Below are 2,508 nucleotides of genomic sequence, written 5' to 3'. Positions count from 1 at the left end.
GTAAGCGGTCAGCCGATGGCGTTAGACTTGAAGTTCCAAGGCATCAGAGTTTCGATTTCGGTTACAGGCCAACCTTGAGCGATACGGTTCAGGGTTTGGGATAGCCAGTCGAGCGGATCGACGGCATTCATTTTGCACGTTTGAAGAAGTGTGGCCAGTGTAGCCCAGGTCCGTCCACCGCCTTCGCTTCCGGCAAACAAACTATTTTTCCTCGTGATTGTCTGTGGTCTGATCGCACGCTCGACAATGTTGCTATCGATTTCGACCCGGCCATCGGTGAGGAAGCGCTCCAGGGCCTCGCGCCGGGTGAGTGCATAGCGGATCGCCTCGGCGGTCTTGGACTTGCCAGATACCTTACCCAGTTCCTTTTCCCACAGATCAAAGAGGCTGGCGACAATGGTTGCGGATTTCTCCAGGCGTTGCACCGCGCGGCTCTCGGCATTCTTGCCGCGAACCTCATCCTCGATCTTCCACAATTTGGTCATGGCGATGACCGTATCTGTTGCAGCCTGCGAGACCCCGGTGACGTGCAGATCGTAAAATTTGCGGCGCAGATGTGCCCAGCAGCCTGCGAGCTTTATCTGTTCATTGCGCCCAGCCTTGGCTTGCGCCTTGATCATGCTCGTATAGGCGCCATATCCGTCCACCTGCAGGATTCCGTTGAACCCGGCAAGATGCCGCGCCACGCATTCTGCGCCCCGACTGTCTTCAAAACGATAGGCCACCATTGGTGGACTGCTCCCACCATAGGGGCGATCATCACGTGCATAAGCCCAAAGCCATGCCTTGGTGGCTTTTCCAGAACCGGGAGCCAGAGTGGGCAAGGTCGTCTCATCGGCGAAGACCCTTTCACCTTCCTTGACCCGTTCCAGGATATAATCGGCGCATATCTGAAGCTCGAAGCCCAGATGCCCCATCCATTGCGCCATCAAACTGCGGCTGATCTCGACGCCATCGCGCAAATAGATTGCCTCCTGACGGTAAAGTGGAAGGCCATCGGCATACTTGGAAACGGCTATATAGGCGAGCAGGCGCTCTGTCGGCAAACCGCTTTCGATGATATGTGCAGGCGCAAGCGCCTGAACCACACCATCATGGTTCCGGAATGCGTATTTGGGGCGGCGTGTCACGATAACCCGGAACTTCGGGGGCACGACGTCCAGGCGTTCCGAGCGATCCTCACCGATCAGGACCTTTTCCAGACCCTCGCAACCAGCCGGAATCGCCGGTTCGATGACTTCCTCAATGCGTTCGAGATGAGCGGCAAAGCCCTTGCGCGGACGGGGTGCCCGTTTCGGCTTGTCCCTGGCCGCATCGTCAAGTTCGCTCTGGATCGCCGAGAGACCGGTTTCCACTTCCTCGAAAGCAAACGATACCTGTTCATCGCTAACACCAAGGCGTAATCGTTCGGAACGGCGACCATGCTGGGTGCGCTGCAAAACCTTCATGATGGATGTCAGGTTGGCAATCCGTTCGTTGGCGCTCTTCTCCACTGCCTCCAGCCGGGCAATCTCAGCTTCAGCAACCTTCAACCGGGCTTCTTTCGCAGCCTGCTCACGAGCCATTGCGAGCACCATGGCTTTCAGTGCGTCAACATCGTCCGGCAGATCGTGAAGCGGTAAATCCATGGGGCTGAGTAGAGCATAAAAACGCTCCTTTTCCCAACCATTACAGCATCATGAATCATCTTGCCGCAGGCGCTGTCACCCCGTCAGCAAAGGCCGTCTTGTCCTGTTCGGACGGATCTTTTTCCAGTCCATTCCAGCCAACAAAGCCATGAGCTGCGAATGGTCCAGACGTATCCTCGCAACTGACAGGCCCGGCCAGCAAAAGCCACGGTCCTCAAGCGTTTTCGAATAAAGGCAAACGCCACTGCCATCCCACCACACAATCCGGACCCGGTCGGCACGTTTTGACCGGAAGACGTAAAGCGCGCCATTGAACGGGTCGAGACCGCCATCACGGACAACTGCCATAAGGGACGCGGCTCCCTTGCGGAAGTCGACGGGCTGACAGGACACATAAACCACCACGCCACTGGAAATCATGCTTTGCGAACCGCTCTTAGGACTTTCATCAGATGATCCGGATCGAAGGCTGAACCAACGCGCACCACCATGTCGGCGACAACAATATCGATCGAAGCGCTACACGTCGTTTCAACACGTGCAAATCTGGCCGGACTGGCCGGTCCCCCTGTTACTGGTGAAACAACACCAGATGCAAGCGCCTTACGACGCCATCCATAAAGCTGCGAGGGATCCAGTCCTTCAGATCGTGCAACCGCCGAGACGTTGGCCCCGGGCTGCAACGACGCAGCCACAATACGCGCCTTCTCGTCATCCGACCAGTCACGCGGCCGCCGTCGGCTTCGCACGGGTTCCGCCGTCAAAACCTCGAATATCTGGGAATGATTCATATCGTCATTCATAGGACTCTCCGTATGATTCATACGGAAAATCGCCCATCACGCCGACTAATGATATGTGGGGTAGCCTTACCGCTTAC

3 protein-coding genes are annotated in these 2,508 nt (G+C 56.6%); all 3 read right to left on the bottom strand.

The features are described 5' to 3' along the window. Positions 1 to 8: 8 nt before the first annotated feature. The 3 genes from tnpC to F9K94_RS24175 all read right to left on the bottom strand — a co-directional run bounded on the left by tnpC (position 9) and on the right by F9K94_RS24175 (position 2,431). A complete protein-coding gene (gene tnpC / locus F9K94_RS24185) occupies positions 9 to 1,628 on the bottom strand; it encodes an IS66 family transposase (protein ID WP_151610737.1) in 1,620 nt (539 codons plus the stop codon). 75 nt (positions 1,629 to 1,703) lie between these two features. After that, positions 1,704 to 2,048 carry an IS66 family insertion sequence element accessory protein TnpB gene (tnpB, locus tag F9K94_RS24180; protein WP_100649048.1) on the bottom strand — a complete coding sequence of 115 codons (345 nt, stop codon included), beginning with the start codon at positions 2,046 to 2,048 and terminating at the stop codon, positions 1,704 to 1,706. Further along, positions 2,045 to 2,431 (bottom strand): transposase, encoded by a 387-nt coding sequence (locus tag F9K94_RS24175; protein WP_112701414.1) that lies wholly within the window; start codon positions 2,429 to 2,431, stop codon positions 2,045 to 2,047. Before F9K94_RS24175 ends, tnpB begins: the two co-directional genes overlap by 4 nt. Positions 2,432 to 2,508: the final 77 nt, after the last annotated feature.

The organism is Brucella tritici, assembly GCF_008932285.1.
GTDB classification, from domain to species: Bacteria; Pseudomonadota; Alphaproteobacteria; order Rhizobiales; family Rhizobiaceae; genus Brucella; species Brucella tritici.
This window is presented reverse-complemented; position numbering and strand designations above follow the sequence as displayed.